The sequence below is a fragment of the Pseudoalteromonas sp. NZS100_1 genome (genome assembly GCF_015864285.1).
Classification (GTDB): domain Bacteria; phylum Pseudomonadota; class Gammaproteobacteria; order Enterobacterales; family Alteromonadaceae; genus Pseudoalteromonas; species Pseudoalteromonas arctica.
This window is the reverse complement of sequence record NZ_JADYXN010000254.1, coordinates 1-569: the sequence shown is the minus strand read 5'-3', so window position 1 is coordinate 569 and position 569 is coordinate 1. Positions and strand designations below refer to the sequence as shown.

Annotated in this window: 1 protein-coding gene; it reads right to left on the bottom strand. The window is 62.9% G+C overall.

The window, feature by feature from the left end; all coding sequences use genetic code 11:
* Positions 1-569 (bottom strand): TonB-dependent receptor plug domain-containing protein (locus tag I6F66_RS21680; RefSeq protein ID WP_197209835.1); only part of this gene is annotated, 569 nt, incomplete at both ends.

Sequence of the window (569 nt, the reverse complement as noted above, 5' to 3'; positions counted from 1 at the left end):
CCTTGCTGTCGAAGGGGCGGGGCGTCTGCAGGTCGACATTGCCGCCGATGCCGCCTTCTTCCAGATTGGCGAGCGGGGTCTTGTAGACATCGACACGGCCGAACAGTTCGGATGGGAAGACGTCATAATTGAAGTCGCGGGTCGAACTGCCGACATTCTGTGACGATGTCGTGCGTACCGGCGCGCCGTTGATGGTGGTGACGGTGAATTCCGATCCCAGGCCGCGAATGCTGATGCGCTGGCCTTCGTTCGATGCGCCGTCGCGGCTGAGGAACACGCCCGGAATACGCTGCAGGGAATCCGCGACATTGGCCTCCGGGAATTTGCCGATGTCCTCGGCAACGATGGAGTCGCGTATGCCCACGGCTTCGCGCTTCAGTTCGATCCCCTTTTGCAGGCTGCCGCGAAAGCCGGTGACGACGATGTCGGCGGTAGTGGCTTCGCCCTGTGCTGCATCGGACTGGGGTGTCGGCTGGGGTTCTGCCTGGGCCAGTGCGGGGGCCGAGGCCGCAATCATGGCCAGCATGCTCACCGACATGGCGACGCACGGAAACGCCTTGTTCATATCC